Source organism: Streptomyces sp. NPDC052020, assembly GCF_040680575.1.
In the GTDB taxonomy this organism is placed as follows: domain Bacteria; phylum Actinomycetota; class Actinomycetes; order Streptomycetales; family Streptomycetaceae; genus Streptomyces.
In genome coordinates this window covers 131,189-155,474 of record NZ_JBFAWY010000003.1, presented here as the reverse complement: position 1 = coordinate 155,474, position 24,286 = coordinate 131,189, and the positions used below count along the sequence as shown (strand labels likewise).

Below are 24,286 nucleotides of genomic sequence, written 5' to 3'. Positions count from 1 at the left end.
GACCGGACGGACCGAAGGGGCCGGAGGGACCGAGCGGGCCGGGCCGTGCCGGCGAGGAGGGGCGGGGCGGCCCCGCCGCGGCCCTACGGTCCAGTACATGAACGGGGTATTGCGGACTGCACCTGGACCTTGGAGGATCGACCAGTCCTCCGATGGCTGCGCCCGGCCGCACCCGGTCGCACCTCATCGGGCGGGCTGGCCCGTGATCGAGGGAGTTGGACCATGAAGCTGCTGCGAGTCGGTACGGCGGGTGCGGAGCGCCCTGCGCTGCTGGACGCCGACGGAACGCTGCGGGACCTGTCGGACCTCGTGCCGGACATCGACGGCGCGCTCCTCGGCGACGACGCGGCGCTCGGCCGGATCCGTGCCGCCGCCCAGGCCGGTGACCTGCCCGTGCTGGACGGGACGGGGCTGCGGATCGGGCCGCCGCTCGGACGCGTCGGCAAGATCGTGTGCATCGGGCTGAACTACCACGACCACGCCCGCGAGACCGGCGCCGAGCCGCCCGCCGAGCCCGTCGTCTTCTTCAAGGCGCCGGACACGGTGATCGGGCCGCACGACACCGTGCTGGTGCCGCGCGGGTCCCGGAAGACCGACTGGGAGGTGGAGCTGGCGGTCGTGATCGGGCGTACGGCCCGCTATCTGGAGTCGGCCGAGCAGGGGCTCGCGTGCGTCGCCGGGTACGCGGTCGCGCACGACGTCTCCGAGCGGGAGTTCCAGATCGAGCGCGGCGGCACCTGGGACAAGGGCAAGAACTGCGAGACGTTCAACCCGCTCGGGCCGTGGCTGGTGACCGCCGACGAGGTACCCGACCCGCAGGCCCTCGGGCTGAGGCTGTGGGTGAACGGCGAGCTGAAGCAGGACGGGACCACCGCCGACCAGATCTTCCCGGTGGGGGAGGTCGTGCGGTACCTCAGCCACTTCATGACCCTCTACCCCGGTGACGTCGTCAACACCGGCACGCCGGCCGGGGTGGCCATGGGGCACCCCGAGCCGAAGCCCTACCTGCGGGCCGGGGACGTCGTCGAGCTCGAGATCGACGGGCTCGGACGGCAGCGGCAGGAACTGAAGGACGCGTAGGCGCTCCGGCCGGGGCGGGCACCGGGGAACCACGGCGCGCTCGCGGCTGCGGATCGTCCGCAGCCGACCCCGGCCGCGGATCCTCTGCGGCCGGTCGCGCGCCTCCCCGCGCCCCTGTCGGGCCGGGGGCTCACCCCGGCAGGGCGGCCGGCCCCTGTCGGGCCGGGCGGCTCACCCCAGCAGGGCGGCCAGCTTCCGCCAGCCTTCCCGCGGCAGGGCGTCCGCCGGGCCCTCCTCCACCACCTGGAGGGCGACGTGGTCGGCGCCCGCCTCCACGAAGGCGGTGATACGGCGGCGGATGGTGTCCTCGTCGCCCCAGGCGAACACCGCGTCGATCAGGCGGTCGCTGCCGCCGTCCGCCACGTCCGCGTCGGTGAAGCCGAGGCGGAGGAAGTTCTTGACGTAGTTCGGCAGCTGGAGGTAGCGGGCGAGATAGGCGCGGGCGGTGGCGCGGGCGCGGGCCGGGTCCGCGTCGAGGACCACCTTGAACTCCGGGGCCAGCAGCGCGTCCTCGCCCAGGATCTCCCGGGCCTGCGCGGTGTGCTCGGGCGTGCCCAGGTAGGGGATCGCGCCCGCCGCCCGGTCCCGGGACAGCCGGAGCATCTTGTCACCGAGCGCGGCCAGCACCCGGCGGTCGGCGGGCATGCCCGCCTTGTCCAGGGCGGCCAGGTACTCGACCATCGCCGAGTACGGGCGCCGGTAGTCCTTCACCATCGGTCCGTGGCTCACCCCCAGGCCGAGGACGAAGCGGCCCGGGTGGTCAGCCTCCACCTCGGCGAAGCTCGCCGCGGTGGCGTCGGCGTCGTGCTCCCAGATGCTCTGGATGCTGGTGCCGACGACGATCCGCTCGCTCGCCCGGAGCAGCGGGACCGCGTTGCGGGCGGAGCTGTTGCCGCCCAGCCACACGGCGCCGAAGCCGAGCCGCTCCAACTCGGCGACGGCCTCGGCGCGTTCACCGGCGCGGTCGGGATCCTCCGAGCGCAGCTCGAAGCTCCAGACGCCGTACCGGCCGACCCGATCCTTGAGGTTTCCCGCGTCCACGCTCATCGGTTTCTCGTCCCTTCGGTCGCCGCGTGCCGTGATGATCTCTACGTGTACCGCGTACCAACCGGCGGAACCCGGGGCTGATTCCCGCCGCGGCGGGCCGGTGCACCCGATCGGTCGATGGGGCTACCGGTCCGGGGCCCCCTCCAGGAACCGCTCCAGCGCCTCCACCACGAGCCGGTGGTCCTCCACCTGCGGCAGACCGGACACCGTGACGGCGCCGACCACGCCCACGCCCTCCACGGTGATCGGGAAGGAGCCGCCGTGGGCCGCGTAGGTGTCGGGATCCAGGCGCGAGGACTCCTCGAACGTGGTGCCCTTGGCCCGGAAGCGGGCGCCCACCAGATAGGAGGCGGAGCCGTAGCGCTCCACGACGCGGCGCTTGCGGGCGATCCAGGCGTCGTTGTCGGGCGTGGAGCCGGGGAGCGCCGCGTGGAAGAGCTGCTGGCCGGCGCGGTGGATGTCGATGGCGATCGGGGCCTGCCGCTCCCGGGCCAGGCGGACCAGGAGCGAACCCAGCTCCCAGGCGTCGTCGTGGGTGAACCGGCGGAACACCAGACGGCGCTGCTGCGCCTCCAGTTCCTCCACGGTGGGCACCGGCTCGGGAGTCGTCTTCGGGGTCATCTCGGGGGTCACCTCCGGGTCGGGTGCGGGGCTGCGTACGGGGCCGGGGACTGCGCGCGCGTCACAGGGACACCGTGACGCCGTCCCGGGCCGAGCGGCGCGCCGCCTCCAGGACGTCCAGCGCGGCGGCGGCCTCGTGGGCGGTCACCGGGTTGGGGCCGCCCTCCAGCAGGGCCTTCGCCACCGCCGCGTAGTAGGCGGGGTAGTCACCCGGAAGGGTCGGCTCCACCTGGCCGCCGCCGGTCAGCGGGGACTCACCGGAGCCGAGCCTGCCCCACAGCGACTCGTCCTCCTCGCCCCAGCCGGGGCCGGGCCGCTTGCCCTCGCGCAGCGCCGCCTCCTGCGGGTCCAGGCCGTACTTGACGTAGCCGGCCCGCGCGCCCAGCACCCGGAAGCGGGGGCCGAGCTGGGCGGCGGTCGAGGAGACGTACAGGTGCGAGCGCACCCCGTTCGCGTGCGTGAGGGCGATGAACGTGTCGTCGTCGGCCTCCGCGCCCGCCCGGCGCACCACCGACTCGGCGTAGACCTGCGTGGCCGGGCCGAACAGGACCAGCGCCTGGTCGAGGACGTGGCTGCCGAGGTCGTACAGCAGACCCCCGATCTCCGCCGGGTCGCCGGACTCCCGCCAGCCGCCCTTGGGCTTCGGCCGCCACCGCTCGAAGCGCGACTCGAACCGCCATACGTCGCCCAGGGCGCCCTCGGCGAGCAGCTTGCGCAGGGTCAGGAAGTCGTTGTCCCAGCGGCGGTTCTGGAAGACCGACAGCAGGACGCCGCGCTCCTCGGCGAGCGCCGCCAGCTCACGCGCCTCGGCGGCCGTGCCCGCGATCGGCTTGTCCACCACGACCGGCAGACCGGCCTCGAGCGCGGTGGCCGCGAGCGGGACGTGCGTCTTGTTCGGCGAGGCGATGACGATCAGGTCCAGCTCGGCGGCCCGGCCGAACAGCTCGTCCGGGCCGTTCGCGATCCGTACGTCCGGGAACTCGGCGCGGGCCTGCCGCTGCCGGTCGGGGTTCGAGGTGACGACCGTGTCCAGGGTGAGCCCGTCGGTGGCGGCGATCAGCGGGGCGTGGAAGACGGAGCCCGCGAGGCCGTAGCCGACGAGGCCCACGCGGAGCGGGCCGCGCGCGGGGGTGCCGGGGGAAGTACCAGTCATGCCCCCACTTTCGCAACGCTGTTGCCAAAGTGCAAGCGGGAGCCACAATGGGGACGTGAACAGCACGAACGGCGGTACGGACACGGCGAGCGCGGCACCCGGTATGCGGCGCGGGGCGGGCGGCGCGAATCTCCTCGCGCTGCGCAGCCACAACACCGCGCTCGTGCTCGACCTGCTGCGCACCGCCGGCCCGGAGGGCATCAGCCGGCTGGAGCTCGCCGAGCGGACCGGGCTGACCCCGCAGGCGGTCAGCAAGATCACCGCCCGGCTGCGTCAGGACGGCCTCGCCGCCGAGGCCGGACGGCGGGCGTCCACGGGCGGCAAGCCGCGGACCGTACTGCGGCTGGTGCCCGAGGCGGGGCACGCCCTCGGCGTCCACCTGGACCGGGACGAGCTGCGGGCGGTGCTGGCCGACCTCGACGGCGCGGTGGTGGGGGAGCGGCGGGCCCCGCTGGACCTCGGGGCGGGCGCGGAGGCCGTGGTCGCGGCGGTGGCCCGGGAGGCGCAGGCGCTGGTGGATCGGGCGCTGCGACCGGGGGCGGCCGGGCCCGCGTCCCTGCTCGGTCTCGGGGTAGCGCTGCCCGGCCCGCTGGACCACACCCGCGGGATCCTGCACCGGGTCACCGGTTTCCCCGAGTGGGACGGCTTCCCGCTGCGGGACGCGCTGGCGCGGCGGCTCGGGGTGCCGGTCGTCGTCGACAAGGACACCAACGCCGCGGCGCTCGGCCTCGCGGTGGGCGGCGCGGGCGGCGCGGGCTGCTCCTTCGCCTACCTGCACCTCGGTACGGGCCTGGGGGCGGGGCTCGTGATCGGCGGGAGCGTGCACCGGGGGGCGCGGACGGGCGCCGGCGAGTTCGGCCACCAGGTCATCCAGCTGGACGGCCCGCCCTGCACGTGCGGCGGGCGGGGCTGCGTCGAGGTGCTGTGCCTGGGCGCCGTCGCCCGCGGCGACCTCGACGAGGCGGCCCGGGTGCTCGGCGCGGGCGCCGCCAACCTCGCCGGGCTGCTCGACATCGACCTGGTCCTGCTCGGCGGCCGGACCGTCGCCGCCGCGCCCGAGGCGTTCGTACGCGGGGTGGGCGCCGTCCTCGACGCGCGCGCCCGGCGCGAGGGCGGGCGCGCGGGCGCCGTACCGGTGCGGATCGCGCCCGGCGGAGCGCGCGGGGTCGCGGAAGGCGCGGCCCAGTTGCTGCTCGCGCCACTGTTCGGGCGGGGCGATGCCTGAGGGTTCACCGGCCGGGCGTGCCTGTCCGGGCGGGGAACGTCTGACGGTGTGCCTGCTCCGGTTCGGTACGGGGATGCCTGAGGGCTCGCCTGCCGGATCGGCGCCGGTCTGATCACCGCGTTCCTCGCGGTCCTGCCGGTCGGTGTATCCGTACCGGGGGAGGAGGTTTGACGGCCCGCCGGCCGGGTGTGCCCCCTCGGGACGGGCGGGTGGCCGGCGGTTACGCCGACCGGGTGGACCGTCGGGGCCGTCGGGGGCGGGCGCCCCGAATGGCGGTTCCCGCCCGCGCGAGACACCGGCATGCTCATGTGCTCATGCGACTGTGTACGCCCGTGTCCCCCTGCCTGTTGGCGGCAGCCGCCCTGCTCACCACGGTCACGATCACGACCGCGACGGCGCCCGATCCGGCGCACGCCACCCCACGCGCCCCGGCGCGCACCGGAGCTCTCGCGCCCGCCGACGGCTCCGCCGGCCCCGGCACCCCCGCCGACGCCTCCGTCCCCACCGGCACCCGCGCCTTGGCCGGCCACGGCACCCCCGCCTGCGCCGCCCCCGGTGACCGCGACTTCCCTCTCACCACCCGCGTCCACGGCGGCCCCGCCGTCTACCGGGCCGGTGGCGGTCACGGCACCTGGTATCTGGATCTCACCAACACCACCACCCGGACCTGCTCCGGCATCCACCCCGTCGTCGTCCTCGTCGACGAGCGCCGGTCCCTGAAGCCGTCGCAGCTACGCCTGGAGTTCCACGACGGCTCCCGCTTCCGCCCCGTCCGCTTCGTGACGACCGACGCCCACGAGCTGATCGGCGCCCTCGCCGCCGACGCCGACGGCTTCCCCGGCTTCACGATCGGTCCCGGCCGCACCCGCACGGTGGCGGTGCGGCTCGCGGTCACCCCGGACGCCGGGCCCGACGAGGTCACCGCCAACGCGGCGATCGTGCAGCGGAGGGAGGACGACGGCGACTGGGTCGGCCAGTCCAACGACTACCGCTTCCGTGTCGCGCCCGCCGGACCGTCCGACTCCGCGCCCGCCCTCACCCCCGGCCTCACCCCCGCCGCCCCCGACGGCCGGTTCCCCTTCGCCGACCAGCTCGCCGGCACCGGGTTCGGCCGGATCCTCCAGGCGCTGACGATCGCCGCCCTGCTCGCCGCCGCCGGCACCACCGCCGTCCTGCTGGCCCGCGGACGCCGATGAGCCGGCCCGCGGACGCCGCTGACGCGGCGGGGGCCGGGCACGGGCCCCGGCGCCGTCCCCCTCGCACGCCCTCCCGCACCGCCCGGTCCGGCCGGTCCGGTCCCGGCACATCGCGGGCGACGGCGGGTACCGGGTGATCGACGGGGTTCGCCGGACGCGGTCCTGACTACGCTGGGGGCGTCGGTACGCCGTGGTTCCGGCGCCCCCGCCCGATGTCCGTACGCACGCCAGGAGTTCGCAGCACATGGCAGACCGCAAGCCCATCGAATCGTGGCTCACCGACATGGACGGCGTCCTCATCCACGAGGGGGTGCCGATCCCCGGAGCCGACGCCTTCCTCAAGAGGCTGCGCGAGTCCGGCAAGCCCTTCCTGGTCCTGACCAACAACTCCATGTACACCCCGCGCGACCTGCACGCCCGGCTGCGCCGCATGGGACTGGAGGTGCCGATCGAGGCCATCTGGACCTCGGCGCTGGCCACCGCCAAGTTCCTCGACGACCAGCGGCCCGGCGGCTCGGCGTACGTCATCGGCGAGGCCGGCCTGACCACCGCCCTGCACGACATCGGGTACGTCCTCACCGACCACGACCCGGACTACGTCGTCCTCGGCGAGACCCGCACCTACTCCTTCGAGGCCATGACGAAGGCGGTGCGGCTCATCAACGGCGGCGCGCGGTTCATCTGCACCAACCCCGACGAGACCGGCCCCTCCACCGAGGGGCCGCTCCCCGCGACCGGCGCGGTGGCCGCCCTCATCACCAAGGCGACCGGCAAGAAGCCCTACTTCGCGGGCAAGCCCAACCCGCTGATGATGCGCACCGGCCTCAACGCCATCGGCGCCCATTCCGAGACCAGCGCGATGATCGGCGACCGCATGGACACCGACGTGCTGGCCGGCATCGAGGCCGGGATGCAGACCTTCCTGGTCCTCACCGGCCTGACCAGCCCCGGACAGATCGAGGACTTCCCCTACCGGCCGTCCCAGGTCGTGGACTCCATCGCGGATCTCGTCGACCGGGTCTGAAACCGGCCGCCGCCCGTCGTCACCCGTTCGGCGCACCCCGGCCCCGCACCGGATGCGGGGCCGGGGCGTCCGGGAGAGTCTCCGGACGGGAGGTTCACGATGGGATCACTCAGCGTCACACTCGGTGCCGGGGCCGCGCTCGCCGTGCTCCTCGCCCCGGTCGCTCCGGCGCTTCCGGCGCTTCCGGCGATCCGGACGGTCCCGGCGGCCCACGCGGCGTCCGGCCCGGACGCGGCGGCGGGCGTCCGGACGACTCCCGCCAGGCCCGCCCCCGGCACCGACATCACGCTCCGCGCGGCCGGCTGTACCGGGAAGACCGCCGTCGCCGTCTCCCCGGCCTTCGTCTCGGACATGCCCTTGGCCCCGGTGGGCGACGACGGCACCCTCACCGGCTCCGGCCGCGTCCGCTCCACCGCCGCGGCCGGGAGGCACGAGGTGCGGGTCCGCTGCGGCGCCGCCGAACGGACGGCCACCCTCACGGTGGCCGGACGGACGTCCCCGTCCGCCCGGCCCGCCGCCCCGGCCTCACCCGTCGCCCCCGTCGACGCGGGCGGTGGTGGCGCCGCCCGTCTCGCCGCCGAGGACGGCGGCCGCACCACCGGCCCCGGCACCGCCCACACCGTGACCGGACTGGTCCTCGCGGGAGCCGCCGCGGTGGCCGTCGCCCTGCGCGGTGCGCGCCGCTGCCGCGGAACGGAGTGACCATGCCCGGCGAGGAACGCTCCCGAGGTACCGGCCGGCTCGTGACCGGCGTCGTCTGGGCGGTGCTGCTGCTCGGGCTGTGGCTGTGGGGCCGGGCCACCACCGCCCCGCCGGACGGCGCCGTGCCCGGACCGGCCACCGGCGACATGGCGGCGGCCGGCCGCCCGCCCGACGTGGACCTGCCGCGGGCGCACCGGCCGCTCGGCGCGGCGCTCCCGCACCGCCTCGACATCCCCGGCCTCGGCATCCAGGCACCGGTGACGGCCCGCGGACTCGACGCCCGCGGCGCCCTTGACCCGCCGCCCTTCGACCAGGCCCACACCGTCGGCTGGTACGCCGGCGGGCCGGCCCCGGGCGCGGCCGGCACCGCGCTGATGGTGGGGCACGCCGACACCGAGACACGGCCCGCCGTCTTCCACCGGGTGAGCAGGCTGAAGCCGGGCGACACCATCCGGGTGCTCCGGGAGGGCACCGGGGTCGCCGAGTTCACCGTCGACGGCGTCCAGGTCCTCGACCGCGACCGCTTCGACGCCCACCAGGCGTACGGGCCGCGCGAGGCGGGGCGGGCCGAGCTGCGGCTGATCACCTGCGGCGGCACCTTCGACCGCGCGGCGGGCGGCTACTCGGCGAACGTGGTCGTCTCCGCGTATCTGACCGGGACCGGCCGGTGAGGCACGGATCTCGACGTATCTGACCGGGACCGGCCGGTGAGGCACGGATCTCGACGTATCTGACCGGCACCGGCCGGTGGCGCACGGTTCTCGGCCATCCGGCCGAGAACGCCGAAGGCCCCTCGCGTGTGCGAGGGGCCTTCGGCTGTCGGTGCGCCGCCAGGGACTCGAACCCCGGACCCGCTGATTAAGAGTCAGCTGCTCTAACCAACTGAGCTAGCGGCGCCTGCTGACATCGACAACTCTACCCGACGCCGAAGGGTGCTCCCGACCACCGCCCGCCGGGCCCCGGGGGCGCGGACCGCCCCGTACATCATTCGGACCGTCAACATGCGCGTGCCGGGGACAGTTGGAAAACTGGCGCTCGTGCACCGACGCGGACATGTCCACCTGGAGTGTGAGGTAGGTCGCATGAATACTCCGGTATTCGAAGAATTCGATCCCGCGAGCGATTGCGACTGCCCGGGCTGCCGGCACTGGCGGCGCGTTCTGCCGTTCTCCGACCGGTCCCCGGCCGGCCGCGCCCCCGGCCACCCGGCCGCGCACCGCGCGCTGATCGCGGCCACCGCGGCCGCGGCGGCCGGCGCCGCCCTGGGCGCGGCTCCCGCCGCGGCGGCCCCGGCCGCCGCCCACGCCCCCTACCGGCCGGGCGTTCCCGCGGGTGACGAGCCCGGCACCCCGCAGGGCGGCACCGCCCCGCTGCACGGTCCCGGCGCCGGGCCGGCCCGGCCGCCGGCCGGGACGGTGATCCCCGCGACGACCCGCGCGGAGATCATCGCCCGGGCGGAGAAGTGGGTCGCCGCGAAAGTGCCGTACAGCATGACCGCCTATTGGACCGACGGTTACCGGCAGGACTGCTCGGGCTATGTCTCGATGGCCTGGAGCCTGCCCGGGAACGAATGGACGGGCAGCCTCGGCCTGTACGCCGACCGCATCACCAAAGAGGAACTCCAGCCCGGCGACATCCTGCTGTTCCACAATCCGGCCGACCCCCAGAACGGCTCCCACGTGGTGATCTTCGGTGGCTGGACGGACTCCGCGCACACCCACTACACCGCCTACGAGCAGACGCCCCCGCACACCCGCCGGCAGACGACCCCGTACGCCTACTGGAGCAACTCCGCCAGCTACCTCCCCTACCGCTACAAGGGCCTGGCGACCGGCGCGGCCGGGACGGCCGCCGCGGCGGCCCCCGCGCAGACGGGGCGGGCCTCGGGCGCGGCCGGGGCACCCGCCTCGCACGGGGTGCCCGGCTACCCGGGCCGGGCGATGTTCCGTCCGGGCGCGCACAACCCGTACGTCACCCAGCTGGGGCGGCAGCTCGTGAGGAAGGGATTCGGCGCCTCCTACACCACCGGGCCCGGGCCCCGCTGGGGCGAGGCGGACCGGCGGGGCGTCGAGGCGTTCCAGCGCTCCCAGGGCTGGCGGGGCGGCGCGGCGGACGGCTATCCGGGGCCGGAGACCTGGCGGCGGCTCTTCTCCTGAACCACCCGGGGCCCGCGCGCGGCCACTCGTCGGCGCGGCGCGGACGCCCCGGTCGCTCACCCGTTCATGACGCGTCTGGCGCGGAGGCTGGAGCACGCATGAGTACGACCACGTCACCCACGCCCGAGTCCGGCGGCCCCGTGGAGGGGACGGCCCGGCCCGGCCGCCTCATCCGGAACGAGGCCACCACCGAGATCCCGGTCCACCTGCTGTTCCGTGACGACCCCCAGCCGGCGCCCGTGCCGCTGCGGCCCGCGGTCGTGGCCCGCAGGCAGGGCACGGGGGAGCAGCCGCGGCTGCGCCGGCCGGCGCAGCCGCGGCCGGGGTCCGCCGTGGAGGTCGATCCGGACCTGGTGGAGCGTCCGGCCCGGGTGCTGCCCGGCGCGGCGGGTGTCCTGGCCGGCGTCTGCGGCGCGGCCGGCTGCCTGGTCACGTCCTGGTGGGCCGGGCTCCTGCCGCCCCTCGCGGCGGCGGCACTGCCCACGGCCCCCGGCGCCGGGCTGGGCGCGGCCCAGTGGGCGGCGTACGCGGGGGCGGTCGCGCTCGGGCTGTTCGGCCTGGGCGGGCTGGCCCGGGGGCGGACCGGGCGGGCCTGGGTGCTCGGCCTGTTCGGCCGTTACCGGGGGACCGTCCGGCGCACCGGCCTGATGTGGGTGAACCCGCTGCTGCTGCGCCGCCGGGTCGACGTACGGCTGCGGCACTGGCGCAGCGAGCCGATGCCCGCGGCCGATCGCAACGGGGTCCCGCTCAGGGTGGTGACGCTGGTGGTGTGGCGGGTGCGGGACACCGCGCGGGCGGCGCTCGCCGTCGAGGACCACGAGACGTATCTGCGCCAGTGCGTCGAGGCGGCGCTCGCCCGGGTGCCGGTGGAGATGCCGGGCGGCGGCGCCCGGGGCTCCGCGGAGACGGCCGGTGACGCGCTGACCCGGCTGGTGGCGGCGGACACGGCACCGGTGGGGCTGGAGGTGTTCTCGGTGCGCCCGGTGCGGGCGGAGTACGCCCCCGAGATCGCCGCGGCGATGCACCGCCGCCGGATCGCCGCCCTGGACGCCGAGCGGCGGGCGCACGTGCTCACCTCGGTCGTGGACTCGGTGGAGGACACGGTGACCCGGCTGACCATGCGCGGGCTGGTGGCGCTCGACGACTACGAGCGAAAAGTCCTGGTCAGGGACCTGACGGTGGCCTTCTGCGCGGGACGGGGCGAGACCGGGCCCTGAGGCCGGGGCCGGGCCGGAGCCGCCCCGAAGGGCAGGCGAACAGCCGGTGAAATCCAGCCCGCGATTGGTATGGACATGTTCAAGCCGCACCCATAATCTGAACTTGGTCTAGACCTGCACAGCTCACTGAACCCCACCTCCCCAGGAGCGGCAGCATGCGTACCAGGACCAAGTTGTCCGCCGCCGTGGTGGGACTGGCGACCACCGGAGCTCTCGTGCTCTCGTCCGGTGGCGCCAGCGGCCACGGCTACACCGACCTCCCCATCAGCCGGCAGAAGCTCTGCCAGAACGGCACGGTCACCAACTGCGGCGCCATCCAGTGGGAACCGCAGAGCGTCGAGGGCCCCAAGGGCTTCCCCGCCGCGGGACCGGCCGACGGGCGGATCTGTTCCGCGAACAACGCCGGCTTCGCCCAGCTCGACAGCCCGCGCACACCCTCGGGCGGCGCCTGGCCCGCCACCAAGGTGACCGGCGGCCAGAGCTACACCTTCCGGTGGCAGTTCACCGCCATGCACGCCACGACCGACTTCAAGTACTACGTGACCAAGCCGGGCTGGAACCAGAACCACAACCTGGCCCGGTCCGACCTCAACCTCACACCGTTCCTGACGGTGCCGTACAACGGCCAGCGTCCGCCGTCCACACTCTCCCACAGCGGCACGCTGCCGTCCGGGCTGAGCGGGCGCCACGTGATCCTCGCGGTGTGGACGGTCGCCGACACGGGCAACGCGTTCTACGCCTGCTCGGACGTCACCTTCTGACGCCGGGGGCCGGGGAACGGGGAAAGGGGCCCCCGCGTGAAGCGAGGGCCCCTCTTCTGTGCGCCGCCAGGGACTCGAACCCCGGACCCGCTGATTAAGAGTCAGCTGCTCTAACCAACTGAGCTAGCGGCGCCTGACTCACGCCTTCCGCTTTTCGCGGCCGGCGACGAGGTAAATACTACCTGGTTCCGGGGGGTGCTCCCGACCACCTGGGCGGGGCCGGGGGACAACCGGTCCGAGTCCTTCAGATCGCCAGGGACAGCAGCACCGGCGCCGCGTTCCGGTTCAGGGTGTCGGCGGCCTGGCGCAGCCGGTGGGCGTGCTCGGCGGGAAGGGACAGCGCGAGGCAGCCCGCCGAGGAGCCCGCGGTGAGCGGGACGGCCGCGCAGACCGTGCCGACGGCGTACTCCTGGAGGTCGAGGACGGGGACCGCGGGCGGCTGCGCCTCCAGGCGGGACAGCAGCACCCGGCGACTGGTGATGGTGCGCGAGGTGAGGCGGGCCATCTTGTGCCGGGCGAGGTGGTCGCGGCGGCCGGCGTGGTCCAGCTGGATCAGCAGGCTCTTGCCGACCGCGGTGGCGTGGGCCGAGCAGCGGAAGTCCACCCACTCGTGCACCCGGGGCGCGGCCGGGCTGTCGGCGTACTGGGTGATCCGGACCTCGCCGTCGAGGTACCGGCTGAGGTAGACCGCGGCGCCGACCGAGTCGCGCAGCCGGTCGAGGGTGCGCTGGAGCCCGTCGCGCAGGGCCTCCTCGCGGCCGTGCGCGGAGCCGAGCCGGCGCAGCGCCTCGCCCGTGACGTACACCCCGTCGCCGGCCCGCTCGACGTATCCCTCGCGGCGCAGCATCCGCAGGAGCGCGGTCAGCCGCTCGGGGCCGAGGCCGGTGTGCCGGGCGAGCTCGGTGCCGGTGGTCCCGGTGGTGTGCCGCGCCACCCTCTCCAGGACGCGCAGCGCGTCCTGGGCCGAGTGGTACGGCGCGGTCGGCTCGTGCTTCAGCGCCACGGTGGTGTCCCCTCGCGCTCGCTCGTAGGGCCGTAGTCCGGACGGTGAATCCTTCTCACGATAGCCGTCCGGGACCCCGGCGGGGCGGGTGTCGGCGAGACCGGGGCACCGGAGCCGGGACGCGACCCGCCGGCACATGCCGGCGGTGCTCCACGGGGCCCGGCCCCGCGCCGTCCGGCACGCGGACCCGGCCCCGCGCCGGAGGGCGCGCGTGCGGGCGCCGGGTCAGAGCACCGCGCTGAGGAATTCCCGGGTCCGGTCGTGCTCCGGCTCGCTGAAGATCTTCTCCGGCGGACCGGCCTCGATCACCCGCCCCGAGTCGAACATCAGCACCTGGTCCGAGATGTCCCGGGCGAAGTTCATCTCGTGGGTCACGCAGAGCATGGTGATGTCGGTCGAGCGGGCGATGTCCCGCAGCACGTCCAGCACACCGGCCACCAGTTCCGGGTCCAGCGCCGAGGTCACCTCGTCCAGCAGCAGCACCTGGGGCCGCATGGCCAGCGCGCGGGCGATCGCGACCCGCTGCTGCTGCCCGCCGGAGAGCTGGCCCGGGCGCTTGTCCAGGTGCTCGCTGAGCCCGACGAGCTCCAGCAGCTCCCGCGCCCGCTCCTCGGCGGCGTCCTTCGACATGCCGAGCACGGTGACCGGCGCCTCGGTGATGTTCCTGAGGACCGACATGTTCGGGAACAGGTTGAACTGCTGGAACACCATGCCGATGTTCTTGCGGATCTCCCGGACCTGCTTCTCGGGCGCCGGGTACAGCGTGCGGCCGTCGACGGTGATCGTGCCCTCGTCGGGCTTGGCCAGGGTCATCAGCAGCCGCAGGATGGTGGTCTTGCCCGACCCGGACGGCCCGATCAGCGTGACGTGCTTGCCGGCGTCCACGGAGAAGTCGAGCCGGTCGAGCACCGTCTTCTCCCCGAACCGCTTGCTGACCTGCTCCAGCCGCACCAGCTCACGCGTGTGCCGCTCGGGGTTCTTTCCGGGGTGGGGGCGGGTGTCACGGGTGTCAAGGGACAAGGCGTCGCTCCAGGGTGCGCAGAAGAAGGGAGGCCAGGTAGGAGATGACGACGAAGGCCACGCCGATCACCGTCAGCGGCTCGGTGAAGTGGAAGTTCTGCTGGGAGAACAGCCGGGCCTCGCCGAGCATCTCCAGCACGGTGATCGCCATCAGCAGCGGCGTGTCCTTCAGCATGGAGATCACGTAGTTGCCGAGGGCCGGCACGACGCGGCGGACGGCCTGCGGCAGGATCACCGCCGTCCATGTCCGCCGGCGCGGCAGGTTCAACGCCGTCGCGGCCTCCCACTGGCCGGCCGGCACCGCCTCGATGCCGGCCCGGTAGACCTGCATCGTGTACGTCGAGTAGTGCAGGCCGATGCCGGCCACGCCGGTGGCCAGCGCGGAGAAGGTCAGCCCCCACTCGGGCAGCACGTAGAAGAGGAAGAACAGCTGCACCAGCAGCGGTGTGTTGCGGACGAACTCCGTGACGGCCCCGACCGGCCACCGCACCCAGCGGCTGGGCAGCCGCATCAGCAGCGCCCACACCAGGCCCAGCACGAACGAGATCAGCGAGCCGAGCACCAGGATCTCCAGGGTGACCAGCAGGCCGTCCCAGAAGTGCGGCATGAACTCGGCCACCGCGTTCCAGTCCCAGTTCATCGCAGACCACCCCCGGCCCCGGCGGGTTCGGCCGCCTTCTCCGCCTTCGGCGCGGGCGCCTCGCCGGCGCCCGCCTTGCCGACGCCCGCCTTCAGCCGCTGCTCCAGACCGCGCATCACCCGCGTCAGCAGGAAGGCGATCACGAAGTAGATGAGCAGCACGTACGTGTAGATCTCGGCGCTCTCCTGGAGCGCGAGGCGTACCAGGTTGCCGCTGAACGCCAGATCACCCATGCCCATGACCGACACCAGGGCGGTGCCCTTGAGCAGCTCGATCAGCAGGTTGGAGAAAGGCGGGATCATCTCCGGCACCGCCTGGGGCAGCAGGATCAGCCGCATCCGCTGCCAGGGCGTGAAGCTGAGCGCGATCCCGCCCTCCCTCTGCGCCGGATCGACCGCCCCGAGCGCGCCGCGCACGATCTCCGCGCCGTACGCCCCGTAGGTCAGCCCCAGCGCGAGCGTGCCCGCCCACAGCGGCACCAGCTGCCAGCCGAAGGCCGGCGGCAGCACGAAGAACACCCAGAAGATCATGACCAGCGCGGAGGTGCCGCGGAACACCTCGGTGTAGAGGCCCGCCAGGAAGCGGACGATCCACAGCCGGTGGGTGCGGGCGACACCGGCCACGAAGGAGACCGCCGTCGCCAGCAGCGCGCTGAGGACGAGCAGCTGGATCGTGACCCAGACGCCCTGGAGTATCAGTTCCCACAGTCCCGGGGTCATCCGCCGCACAGCTCCTTCGCGGTCAGATCGGTCATCTCGGCCCGGGTGAATCCGAACGGCCTGAGGATGCGGAGCAGCTCCCCGCTCTTCCTCAGCTTGTGCAGCTCGGCGTTGAAGGCGTCCCGCAGCCCGGTCTCGGTGAGCCGGAAGGCGAAGCCGCCGCCGTCGACGCGGGGCCTGCCGTCGACGAGCGGCGCGAAGGGCTTGGTCACCTCGGCCTTCGCCGACTTCCTCACCACCTCCCGGGTGGTCAGCGCGGTACCGGCGAAGACGTCGACGCGCCCGGCCTCCACGGCGTTCAGCCCGGCCACCTGGTCCGGGACGATGAGGATGTCGCCCTCCTCGTACCCGGCCTCCACCGCGTGCTGGATCTGGGCGTACCCGGTCCCGGTCGCGAACTTCGCCTTCTTCTCCACCACGTCCCGGTAGTCGCGCAGGCCGAGGGGGTTGCCCTTGCGCACGACGAACGAGTCGAGCATCTGGTAGTCCGGGTCGGAGAAGATGACCTGCGCACAGCGCTCGGCGTTGATGTACATCCCCGCGGCGACCACGTCGAACTGCTGCGAGTTGAGCCCCGGGATGAGGGAGCCGAACTCGGTCGGCACCGGCTGTACCCGGTCCACCCCGAGCCGCTTGAAGATCACCCGCGCCAGCTCCGGCGCCTCACCGGTCAGCTCGCCGTCCTTGTCGATGTACCCGAACGGGATCTCCCCGGCGATCCCGAGCCGGACGACGCCCTGCGCCCGCAGCCGGTCCAGGAGATCACCGCCGTCCGCGCCCGACGCCGTGGCCACGCGGGAGCAGCCCGCGGCCCCCAGCGCGCCCAGCGCCGCGACCCCCGCGAGCAGCGACCGGCGGGTGGGCCCGGGCCGGGGACCGCCTCTGGCGTCCGGTGACGTTCTGTGTGGTGCAGCCATGGGCGCGCGGCTACCCGAAGGCATGCGAGTTATGCAGATTTCTTTCGGCCGGGTACGCCGGCCGGCACGCGCACCGCGGCGGAAACCCGCGCCTCTCGCCGACCACGCCGGGCAGCGGCGCGCCCGCCGCCCGGCGCTCGAACAACTCCACGCGCCGCGTGGCCGGTTCGTCCCGCCGGCCCACCGTGCCGCCGCTGGGCCGGGCACCTGACGATGTGGGCGGTCCGCCGCCGACGGGGTACCCGTGCGGTGGGGCCGCGTCGGACGCCGGCCGGTCCGGCGGACGCGCCGCGGCCCCGCACCGCCGGACGTACCGGACGTGCCGGACGAGGACAGCAGCAGGAAGGGTGGACATGACAGCACTGGGACTCCTCTGCCCGGGCCACTCCGCCGAGGACGACTATCCCCGCATCGAACAGCTGCTGGGCAGCGACATCCGGGTGGACCTGGCCCGCACCGACGCCGGCGAGGAGACGCGCCGGACGGACGCGCTCGGCCGGATGGGCGCGCCGGAGCGGCTCGCGGCGGGTGTGCAGGAGCTGCGGCACACGGGCGCGGAGGCCGTGGTGTGGGCGTGCGCCGACGGCAGCTTCGCGTACGGCTGGGAGGGCGCCCACGAGCAGGTCCGCTCCCTGGCCCGCACGGCCGGCATGCCCGCCTCCTCGACCTCCTTCGCCTTCGTGCACGCGATCCGGGAGCTCGGTGTGGGCCGGGTCGCCGTCGGCGCCACCTACCCGGAGGAGGTCACCGCCCTCTTCGCCGACTTCCTGCGCGCGGACGGCATCGAGGTCGTCGGCGTCCACAGCGCCGGGGGCGTCCCGGCCGCCGGGGGCGGAGCCCGGGGCGAGGCGGAGGTGCTGTCCCTGGCCCGCCGCGCCGACCGGCCCGACGCCGAGGCGGTCCTGCTGCCCGACACGGCACTGAGCACCGCGGCCCACGTGACCACCCTGGAGGAGGAGCTCGGCAAGCCGGTCCTCACCGCCAGCCAGGTCACCGTCTGGGAGGCGCTGCGCCTGGCCGACCGCCGGGTGAACGCGCCCGAACTGGGGTCTCTGTTCAACCGGGAGCCGGTCGTTCAGGTGTGAGGCGCGGGGCCGGGGACCCGGCCCCGCGCCTCATGAGGGAAAGGCATGAGAAAACCCCGGTCCGCGCGGGACCGGGGTTTTCGTCAGAGCGCCGGGCAGGCCTTGCACCTGCATCTCCCCGCAGGAAGCGGGGCGTCTTTCCTTGGACCACCAACGCATCGCCGGTTGCTCGGAGTTGCTCCGCCGACCAGCGCATGATGATCATACCGCAGCTCCGCACGGGCGCGCACATCGCGCCCACGGCGGACGGGCCCCGGTGCCGGGGCCGGGCCCGGCACCGCCGCTCCGGGGGGAATAACCGGAGAGAGTCTCCTGTTATCCGCTCGGCGAACGTCGTACGAATCAGGAGGCACCCCATCGTGGCCGCAGACGCCGTAGAGGAGATCCGGGGCACGGCACAGGGCACCGCCCCCGTCCCGCTGTCCGTCCTGGACCTGGTCACCGTCGGTGCGGGCCGGACGGCCGGCGACGCCCTGCGCACCAGCGTGGACATCGCGCGCCTGGCGGAGGCCCGCGGCTTCCACCGGTACTGGGTCGCCGAGCACCACTCCATGCCCGGCGTGGCCTCGTCCTCGCCGGCCGTGATCCTGGCGTACCTCGCCGCGCACACCGACCGCATCCGGCTCGGCTCGGGCGGCGTGATGCTGCCCAACCACGCCCCGCTCGTCATCGCCGAGCAGTTCGGCACGCTGGAGGCGATGGCTCCCGGGCGGATCGACCTCGGGCTCGGCCGGGCTCCCGGCACGGACGGCGCCACCGCCGCCGCCCTGCGCCGCACCGAACGGCTCCACGAGGGAGCCGACGAGTTCCCGCAGCAGCTGGTGGAGCTGACCCGGTTCCTGGACGACGAGTTCCCCGACGGGCACCCCTACCGCCGCATCCACGCCGTCCCCGGACCGGTGCAGGCGACCTCCCCGGGCGGCGTGCAGTCGCCGCACCGCCCGCCGATCTGGCTGCTGGGCTCCTCCGGGTTCAGCGCCCGCCTGGCCGGCGCCCTCGGCCTGCCCTTCGCCTTCGCCCACCACTTCTCGGCGCGGAACACGATCCCGGCGCTCGACCTGTACCGGGAGTCCTTCCGCCCGAGCGAGGTCCTCGACGCGCCGTACGCGCTCATCGGCGTCTCCGCCCTCGCCGCCGACGAGGCCAGGGAGGCCCGGCGGCAGGTGCTGGCCGCCGCGCTGAACATGGTCCGGCTGCGCACCGGCCGTCCCGGGCTCGTGCCGACGCCGGAGGAGGCGGAGGCGTACGACTTCAGCCCGATGGAGCGCGAGTTCGTCGACTCCTGGAACGCGAACGTCATCCACGGCACCGCCGACGAGGTCCGCACCGGCCTGGACGATCTGCACAAGCGCACCGGCGCCGACGAGCTGATGATCACCGCCAACGCGCACGGCGGGGACGTGCGCCTGCGCTCCTACGAGCTGATCGCCGACGCCTACGGGTTCCCGACGCCCGCCTGAACCCCGGCACCGGGTGAGCCCAGCAGCTCGGAGATGCGGTCCGGCGGCACCGGGCGGGAGTACAGCCAGCCCTGACCGGTGTCACAGCCGATCCGGCGCAGGCGCGTGGCCTGCGCCGAGGTCTCGACGCACTCGGCGGTGACGGTCAGGCCGAGCCGGTGGGCGAGCTGGACCATCGCCTCGACGATCACCTCGTCGGCGGCGGCGTCGCGCTCCCCGGCCCCGCCGTCCCCGTACATCCGGCCGTTCTCGCCGTTGCCGAGGGGCTCACCGCCGCCGGGGGTCTCGTCGTGGCCGAGGGGCTCGCGCCGCTCGCGGTTTCCATGGGTCTCGTACTGGAAGCCGCGGACGAAGGAGCCGTCCAGCTTCAGGACGGACACCGGCAGGCGGCTGAGGTAGGCGAGGTTCGAGTAGCCGGTGCCGAAGTCGTCGATGGCGATCCGCACGCCCATGTCGCTGAGCGCCTTCAGCGCCTGCAACGGCCGGCCCGCCGAGCCCATCACCGCCGACTCCGTCAGCTCCAGCTGGAGCAGGTGCGGCGCCAGCTCCGTCTCGGCGAGCGTGGCCGCCACGTCGGCCACCAGATCGGAGTCCCAGACCTGGCGGACGGCCACGTTGACGCTGACGAAGATCGGCGGCTCCCCGGGGTGGTCCAGCTGCCAGCGGCGGGCCTGCCGGCAGGCCGTGCGCAGCACCCAGCGGCCCAGCGGGACGATGGAGCCGTCCTCCTCGGCCAATGTGATGAACCGATTCGGCGCCAGTACGCCGAACTGGGGGTGCTCCCAGCGGACCAGCGCCTCGACGCCGTGGACCCGGCCGTCCGCCATGCCCACCAGCGGCTGGTACTCCAGGGCGAACTCGCCGCGCTCGATGGCCGGGCGGAGCGTGGAGGCGAGCGCCTGCCGGGTCATGCGGTGGGCGTTGCGCTCGGGGTCGAACAGCGTCCAGCGGGCCTTGCCGTCCGCCTTCGCCCAGTACAGGGTCGTGTCGGCCGCCTGCATCAGGGCGGTGGCGGTCGTCCCGGCGGCGCGGCGTTCCACGACGCCGATCGACGCCGAGACCGACAGGCGCCGGCCCGACAGGTCGAATGGCTCCTGAAGGACCGTCAGCACGGACTCGGCGAGCTCGGCGAGCTGGTCGGTGCCGGTGGAGTCCTCGACCAGGAGGGCGAACTCGTCACCGCCCAGCCGGGCCACCAGCGGGGTGCCGGCCCGGCCGTCGCCGGCCTCCTCGGCGCAGCGCGTGAGGCGCTCGGCGACGGAGGCCAGCAGCAGGTCGCCGACGCGGTGCCCGAGGGTGTCGTTGACGGCCTTGAAGCCGTCCAGATCCAGGTAGCACAGGCCGATCCGGCCGGTGCCGCCGGGCTCGTACGACTCCGCGTGCAGCGCGGCCGTCAGACGTTCGAAGAACAGGGTGCGGTTGGGCAGCCGGGTCACCGGGTCGTGCATCTCCAGATGCCGCAGCCGTGCCTGGAGTTCGCGCCGGGCGCTGATGTCGGTCACGGACAGCAGCAGGCCGGGAGCGCCCTGCGCCAGCGGTTCCACGGTGACCTGCGCCCACAGGGACCGGCCGTCGGGGCGTTTCAGCCGGCGCGTGCAGCGCAGGCTGCGCTGCACGCCGCGCAGCACCTCGCGGTAGGCGTGCCAGACACGGGCGTCGGAGGCGAGGTCCATCAGATCGGCGGCGGCGCGGTCGGCCAGCGCCTCCGGCTCGGCTCCGAGCAGGGCGGCGAGGGCGTCGTTGGCGCTCACGACGAGACCCTCGGAGTCGATGAGGGCCATGGCGAGCGGCGCGGCGGTGAAGGCGCGACGGTACGGGAACGGCTCGGCGCAGGGGCGGCCGGGCGGCCGCGGCGGGCCGGCCGGGGACTGCGGTGCCGGCGGCTCGACGGCGGGGACGGGGGCCGGTGACCCGGTCGCGGCGGCGGGGGCGTCGTGGACCGGTGGTCCGGTGGCGACGGTGCCGAAGGCGAGCGGGCCGGTGCCGAGGGCACCGTGGGCGAACGGCTCGGCGCCGGGGCTGTCGCGCATCGGCGGCTCGGCACCCGCAGCCGCACTGATGTCACTCTCTGTGACGGCGGACCGGATGAGGTCTGCCGCGGGCGTCGGCCCTTCGGACGTTCCGCTCACCGCTCGCTCCCGCAGTGCACTCGATCTCTGTCCGTGCAGGAAAGTGTGCCGATCATAGAGGCTGGCCCCAGGCCCTTCCAGCCGCGCGTCGGCCTCCGGCTGCCGCCCGCCCGCCCCGACAGATCGTTTCTGCGCACACCTGGACGGGTTCCTCGCCCCTCCGACCAGTTGTGACGTTCCGTGAATGACCTTGGGCGTCCCCGGATCATCTGCCGTGCCGGAAAGTCCGGTCCACTCACCCGTCCGGTGCATGCGAACAGGGCGTAGTACGACAAACACACACAAGCTGGGTGCGGTGTCCCGCGAACCCCACCCGGAGGTCCCTGTGCCGCGCCCGTTCCCCCTGAGGCGACGTCCCCGTGGGGCCCTTCAGGGGCTCCGGGCGGGGCGGTGCCGGGCCGGAACGCGGCCCCGGCTGCGCAGCGCGGCGGCCGTGTGCACCACCATGGCGGCGCTGGCCGCGACCTCCCTGGTCACCGCCCCCTCGATCGCCGAGCCGTTCTCCCCGGCGCCCTGCGCCCTGGAGCGCACCGCCGCGCACCACTCCGAGGGCCTGGACACCTGGAACGCCGCCTACCCGCGGCCGGTCCGCCGGCTCGACGCGGTGATGGTGTTCCTCTCCTTCCCGGACTCCCAGCCCCTGGCCGGTCCGCGCGAGCTGGCCGCCGACCACTTCCCGGCCACCACCCGCTTCTTCCAGCGGGCCTCGTACGGCACCTTCACGCTGCGCCCGCACCCGCTGCGGCACTGGATCGGCATGCCGCGGCCGTCGACGGCGTACGTCATACAGCGGGACTGGGACACCGAGCACCGGACCGCCTATCTCCGCGACGCGCTCGCCGCCGCGGACGCGCACGTGGACTTCTCCCGCTACGACATCGTGTACTTCGTCGCCGACCCGGACGCCCCCGGGGTGGACTCGGACGCGACGAAGGTCGTCAACCTGGACACCCCGCTGCGGGCCGACGGTACCGACATCCGGCGGGTGGTCACTGTCTTCGAGAACCATCCGCCGGACCGGCTGGTCCTGGCCCACGAGACCGGACATGTCTTCGACCTGCCCGACCTGTACCACCGGCCGGTCGACGGCAAGGGCGACTGGGACACCCATGTCGGCGACTGGGACCTGATGGGCAGCCAGTTCGGGCTGGCCCCGGATCTGTTCGGCTGGCACAAGTGGAAGCTGGGCTGGCTCCAGCCCCGGCAGGTGGTGTGCGTGGCCGGCCCGCGCCCGGCCCGGCTGACGCTGGAGCCGCTGGAGGCGGGGCCCGGCACGCCGGTGACGGGCCCCGCGGGGGTGCCGGTCTTCGGGCTCGGCCGGGGCGTGAAGCTGGCGGTCGTGCGCACCGGCGCCCGCAGTGTGCTCGCCTTCGAGGTGCGCGGGCCGGTGGGCAACGACGCGGCGGCCTGCACGGCGGGGGTGCTGGTGTACCGGGTGCGCAGCGGGGCCGAGTCCGGCCGCGGGCCGGTCGAGGTGATCGACGCCCATCCGCGCACGCGGGCCTGCTGGGAGGACTCCGTCTACCCGCCGCTCGCGGACGCGCCCGTCGCTCTCGGGGAGAGCTTCACGGTGCCGGGGGAGCGCGTGCGGGTGGAGGTGGAGGGGCGTACGGCGTCGGGCGCGTGGACGGTGCAGATCACGACCGGGTGACACGCCGGGGATCACCGCCGGACGCGCCCGGCGGTACGGGCCCGGCGGTACGGGCTCGCCGGTATACGCGAGAGGCTCCTCGCGTGTGCGAGGAGCCTCTCGGTGTCGTGCGCCGCCAGGGACTCGAACCCCGGACCCGCTGATTAAGAGTCAGCTGCTCTAACCAACTGAGCTAGCGGCGCCTGCTGACGTCGTAGACCTTAGCACCCTGGTCGGCGGGAGGAAAAATCGAAATCCGCACGGCCGCCCGGGCCGCTCGCACGGCCGCCCACAGCAGTACCTCGGGGCCCGGCAGCCAGGGGTGCCGGGTGTCCGGCGCGACGAGCCAGCGCGAGCCGGTACGGTCGGCGGAGCCGGCGCCGCGCAGAGCCGGGACGGTCACCGCGTCCCCGGTGCCGTGGCACAGCAGCGGCGGGACCGCGTCCGTCCGGCCGCCGTCCCGGCCGCGCGCGCCCCACTCCTCCCACTCCAGCAGCGAGGGCAGCCGCTGGGCGGCACCCGGCGCGGCGAACAGCAGGGTACGGCCCCGGAACTCCGCCACCGGCCCCGAGCCGGGGCCCTCCTCCCACAGCCGGTCCAGCATCCGGCGCCCGAACACGGCCGGGGCGCTGACGATGTCGAAGGCGGAACCGCAGGGCAGCACCACGGGGGCGTCCGGCCGCTCCTCCCAGAGCGCGAGCGTGCTGCGCGGATAGGTGCCCGCCGAGGCCAGCCAGGCGGCGCCGTCCGTGGTGACGTCCGAGATGTGCGGTGTGCTGCTCATGGCGCACAGATCTACCGGCCGTGAGCGTGCCGTTCCACAGAGTTGCCGGAATTCGGGACAGGGCGGACGGACGTGGGGTAGCCTGCCCGCTTGGCATATGCCTGCTCACCCCGGGGGGAGACGCCCCGGGACGGCACGGGCGGTAGAGACGGCCGGGACGCGTGGTCAGACCGGGTCGGCGTGGGCCGGGCCCTCGCCGCCGCGCAGCAGGTCCCGCCCGAACTCGACCATCTTCTTGGCATAGTCCTCGGTCCACTCGGCCCGTTCGGCGATGTCCGCCGCGGTCAGCCGGTCGAACCGCCGGGGGTCGGCGAGCTGCGCCGCAGCGATCGCCTGGAATTCCACCGCCCGGTCCGCCGCCGCGCGGAACGCCTGCGTCAGCTCCGTCGCCCGGGCCAGCAGCGCCCGGGGGTCGTCCATCGACTCCAGATCGAAGAAGTGCTCCGGGTCGGCGCCCGCCTCCGCGGGCTCGAAGAGCAGGGGCGCGGGGCGTAGCCGCGGTTCGTTGCGACGCGGCGTGGGCTCCGCCATGTCTTCTCCTCCTCGTACGGCGTGGATGACCCGCCCGGTAGGGGGCCACCGTCCATTGTCCCGCGCCCGGGCAAGGGGACCGCGGTGGTGCGGATGCGTCCTCATGGCGCGCGAGGGCTCACGGCGCCGGGCGGCCCCTCTTTCCGCCCGACGTCCAGCGGGCCGCCCGCCGTGACCGCGCCCCAC

Annotated in this window: 23 protein-coding genes and 3 tRNA genes; 12 read left to right on the top strand and 14 right to left on the bottom strand. The window is 74.4% G+C overall.

The genetic code is table 11. The features are described 5' to 3' along the window. Window positions 1-222: 222 nt before the first annotated feature. Window positions 223-1,080: a fumarylacetoacetate hydrolase family protein gene (locus tag AB0L74_RS04015; RefSeq protein ID WP_365645308.1), complete on the top strand. Its 858-nt coding sequence runs from the start codon at window positions 223-225 to the stop codon at window positions 1,078-1,080. A gap of 171 nt (window positions 1,081-1,251) precedes the next feature. Here AB0L74_RS04015 and AB0L74_RS04010 read toward each other — a convergent pair whose 3' ends face one another. The 3 genes from AB0L74_RS04010 to AB0L74_RS04000 all read right to left on the bottom strand — a co-directional run bounded on the left by AB0L74_RS04010 (window position 1,252) and on the right by AB0L74_RS04000 (window position 3,901). Next, window positions 1,252-2,127, bottom strand: a complete 876-nt coding sequence (locus AB0L74_RS04010; RefSeq protein ID WP_365645306.1) for an LLM class F420-dependent oxidoreductase — start codon at window positions 2,125-2,127, stop codon at window positions 1,252-1,254. 123 nt (window positions 2,128-2,250) lie between these two features. Continuing rightward, window positions 2,251-2,748, bottom strand: a complete 498-nt coding sequence (locus tag AB0L74_RS04005) for a heme-degrading domain-containing protein (protein ID WP_365645304.1) — start codon at window positions 2,746-2,748, stop codon at window positions 2,251-2,253. 61 nt (window positions 2,749-2,809) lie between these two features. Continuing rightward, window positions 2,810-3,901, bottom strand: coding sequence for a Gfo/Idh/MocA family oxidoreductase (locus AB0L74_RS04000; protein WP_365645302.1), 1,092 nt, complete (start codon window positions 3,899-3,901; stop codon window positions 2,810-2,812). A gap of 103 nt (window positions 3,902-4,004) precedes the next feature. Between AB0L74_RS04000 and AB0L74_RS03995 the strand changes: the two genes are divergently transcribed. From AB0L74_RS03995 to AB0L74_RS03975, 5 genes are all read left to right on the top strand, one after another. After that, window positions 4,005-5,126, top strand: a complete 1,122-nt coding sequence (locus tag AB0L74_RS03995) for an ROK family transcriptional regulator (RefSeq protein ID WP_365645546.1) — start codon at window positions 4,005-4,007, stop codon at window positions 5,124-5,126. 314 nt (window positions 5,127-5,440) lie between these two features. Continuing rightward, entirely contained in the window at window positions 5,441-6,322 is an 882-nt protein-coding gene (locus AB0L74_RS03990; protein ID WP_365645300.1) for a hypothetical protein, read from the top strand. 244 nt (window positions 6,323-6,566) lie between these two features. After that, complete coding sequence (locus tag AB0L74_RS03985) at window positions 6,567-7,346, top strand: HAD-IIA family hydrolase (protein WP_365645298.1); 780 nt, start codon at window positions 6,567-6,569, stop codon at window positions 7,344-7,346. Between the two features lie 99 nt (window positions 7,347-7,445). Further along, complete coding sequence (locus AB0L74_RS03980; protein WP_365645296.1) at window positions 7,446-8,048, top strand: hypothetical protein; 603 nt, start codon at window positions 7,446-7,448, stop codon at window positions 8,046-8,048. A 2-nt stretch (window positions 8,049-8,050) separates the two neighbouring features. Further along, on the top strand, window positions 8,051-8,719 hold the full coding sequence (locus AB0L74_RS03975; protein ID WP_365645294.1) for a class F sortase: 669 nt from the start codon (window positions 8,051-8,053) through the stop codon (window positions 8,717-8,719). A 152-nt stretch (window positions 8,720-8,871) separates the two neighbouring features. Here the strand turns inward: AB0L74_RS03975 and AB0L74_RS03970 are convergent. Then, a tRNA-Lys gene (locus AB0L74_RS03970) sits at window positions 8,872-8,945 on the bottom strand. Window positions 8,946-9,130: 185 nt separating this feature from the next. Here AB0L74_RS03970 and AB0L74_RS03965 point away from each other — a divergent pair. From AB0L74_RS03965 to AB0L74_RS03955, 3 genes are all read left to right on the top strand, one after another. Then, on the top strand, window positions 9,131-10,204 hold the full coding sequence (locus AB0L74_RS03965; protein WP_365645292.1) for a peptidoglycan-binding protein: 1,074 nt from the start codon (window positions 9,131-9,133) through the stop codon (window positions 10,202-10,204). A gap of 98 nt (window positions 10,205-10,302) precedes the next feature. Beyond that, complete coding sequence (locus tag AB0L74_RS03960; RefSeq protein WP_365645290.1) at window positions 10,303-11,421, top strand: SPFH domain-containing protein; 1,119 nt, start codon at window positions 10,303-10,305, stop codon at window positions 11,419-11,421. Window positions 11,422-11,576: 155 nt separating this feature from the next. Then, on the top strand, window positions 11,577-12,182 hold the full coding sequence (locus AB0L74_RS03955; RefSeq protein WP_365645288.1) for a lytic polysaccharide monooxygenase: 606 nt from the start codon (window positions 11,577-11,579) through the stop codon (window positions 12,180-12,182). A 59-nt stretch (window positions 12,183-12,241) separates the two neighbouring features. On the opposite strand, the gene AB0L74_RS03950 is transcribed toward AB0L74_RS03955, so the two are convergent. The 6 genes from AB0L74_RS03950 to ehuB form a co-directional block, all read right to left on the bottom strand. Further along, a tRNA-Lys gene (locus tag AB0L74_RS03950) sits at window positions 12,242-12,315 on the bottom strand. Window positions 12,316-12,426: 111 nt separating this feature from the next. Further along, window positions 12,427-13,185 (bottom strand): IclR family transcriptional regulator C-terminal domain-containing protein, encoded by a 759-nt coding sequence (locus AB0L74_RS03945; protein WP_365645286.1) that lies wholly within the window; start codon window positions 13,183-13,185, stop codon window positions 12,427-12,429. 225 nt (window positions 13,186-13,410) lie between these two features. Then, complete coding sequence (locus AB0L74_RS03940) at window positions 13,411-14,139, bottom strand: amino acid ABC transporter ATP-binding protein (RefSeq protein ID WP_365645544.1); 729 nt, start codon at window positions 14,137-14,139, stop codon at window positions 13,411-13,413. A gap of 55 nt (window positions 14,140-14,194) precedes the next feature. After that, on the bottom strand, window positions 14,195-14,845 hold the full coding sequence (gene ehuD / locus AB0L74_RS03935) for an ectoine/hydroxyectoine ABC transporter permease subunit EhuD (RefSeq protein WP_365645284.1): 651 nt from the start codon (window positions 14,843-14,845) through the stop codon (window positions 14,195-14,197). Next, window positions 14,842-15,564, bottom strand: coding sequence for an ectoine/hydroxyectoine ABC transporter permease subunit EhuC (ehuC, locus tag AB0L74_RS03930; protein ID WP_365645282.1), 723 nt, complete (start codon window positions 15,562-15,564; stop codon window positions 14,842-14,844). Before ehuC ends, ehuD begins: the two co-directional genes overlap by 4 nt. Further along, on the bottom strand, window positions 15,561-16,481 hold the full coding sequence (gene ehuB, locus AB0L74_RS03925) for an ectoine/hydroxyectoine ABC transporter substrate-binding protein EhuB (RefSeq protein ID WP_365645280.1): 921 nt from the start codon (window positions 16,479-16,481) through the stop codon (window positions 15,561-15,563). The genes ehuC and ehuB overlap by 4 nt, the downstream gene beginning before the upstream one ends. A 353-nt stretch (window positions 16,482-16,834) precedes the next feature. Here ehuB and AB0L74_RS03920 point away from each other — a divergent pair, with 353 nt between their 5' ends. Then, window positions 16,835-17,566 (top strand): aspartate/glutamate racemase family protein, encoded by a 732-nt coding sequence (locus AB0L74_RS03920; protein WP_365645278.1) that lies wholly within the window; start codon window positions 16,835-16,837, stop codon window positions 17,564-17,566. A gap of 359 nt (window positions 17,567-17,925) precedes the next feature. Further along, window positions 17,926-19,026 (top strand): LLM class flavin-dependent oxidoreductase, encoded by a 1,101-nt coding sequence (locus AB0L74_RS03915; protein WP_365645276.1) that lies wholly within the window; start codon window positions 17,926-17,928, stop codon window positions 19,024-19,026. On the opposite strand, the gene AB0L74_RS03910 is transcribed toward AB0L74_RS03915, so the two are convergent. Continuing rightward, window positions 19,002-21,155 carry an EAL domain-containing protein gene (locus AB0L74_RS03910; RefSeq protein WP_365645274.1) on the bottom strand — a complete coding sequence of 718 codons (2,154 nt, stop codon included), beginning with the start codon at window positions 21,153-21,155 and terminating at the stop codon, window positions 19,002-19,004. The two genes, AB0L74_RS03915 and AB0L74_RS03910, sit on opposite strands and share 25 nt — an antisense overlap. A 433-nt stretch (window positions 21,156-21,588) precedes the next feature. Here AB0L74_RS03910 and AB0L74_RS03905 point away from each other — a divergent pair, with 433 nt between their 5' ends. Continuing rightward, window positions 21,589-22,806 carry a M6 family metalloprotease domain-containing protein gene (locus tag AB0L74_RS03905; RefSeq protein ID WP_365645272.1) on the top strand — a complete coding sequence of 406 codons (1,218 nt, stop codon included), beginning with the start codon at window positions 21,589-21,591 and terminating at the stop codon, window positions 22,804-22,806. Between the two features lie 108 nt (window positions 22,807-22,914). Here AB0L74_RS03905 and AB0L74_RS03900 read toward each other — a convergent pair. From AB0L74_RS03900 to AB0L74_RS03890, 3 genes are all read right to left on the bottom strand, one after another. Continuing rightward, window positions 22,915-22,988 (bottom strand) — tRNA-Lys (locus AB0L74_RS03900). Further along, window positions 22,979-23,569 (bottom strand): bifunctional DNA primase/polymerase, encoded by a 591-nt coding sequence (locus AB0L74_RS03895; protein WP_365645270.1) that lies wholly within the window; start codon window positions 23,567-23,569, stop codon window positions 22,979-22,981. Before AB0L74_RS03895 ends, AB0L74_RS03900 begins: the two co-directional genes overlap by 10 nt. A gap of 165 nt (window positions 23,570-23,734) precedes the next feature. Further along, window positions 23,735-24,100, bottom strand: a complete 366-nt coding sequence (locus AB0L74_RS03890; RefSeq protein ID WP_365645268.1) for a hypothetical protein — start codon at window positions 24,098-24,100, stop codon at window positions 23,735-23,737. Window positions 24,101-24,286 lie beyond the last annotated feature (186 nt).